Origin of the sequence: Methylophaga sp. UBA1464, assembly GCF_002325665.1 — a bacterium.
Lineage (GTDB): Bacteria > Pseudomonadota > Gammaproteobacteria > Nitrosococcales > Methylophagaceae > Methylophaga.
The window spans coordinates 19,234-19,460 of the sequence record NZ_DCSO01000024.1 but is presented as its reverse complement, the minus strand read 5'-3'; positions in this window follow the sequence as shown (position 1 = coordinate 19,460).

Genomic DNA, 227 nt, shown 5'->3' with positions numbered 1-227 from the left:
GATAAACATCATCCTCAAATGTATTTTGCAGATAAAACAATGGCACAATTTCTACAATACCACCGACTGAAACAACCAAGGCCGTTGCCAGCACCAGTCCCCAAACGTTTTGTTCAACCCACTCTTGAAAACTAATGCGTTTATTAGATTTTTTAGCCATGCTGATACCCTCAAATATTCGCTGCAGTTGCCATTTCGGCGGACGGTTTTGCAATCGCGCGGCGAAT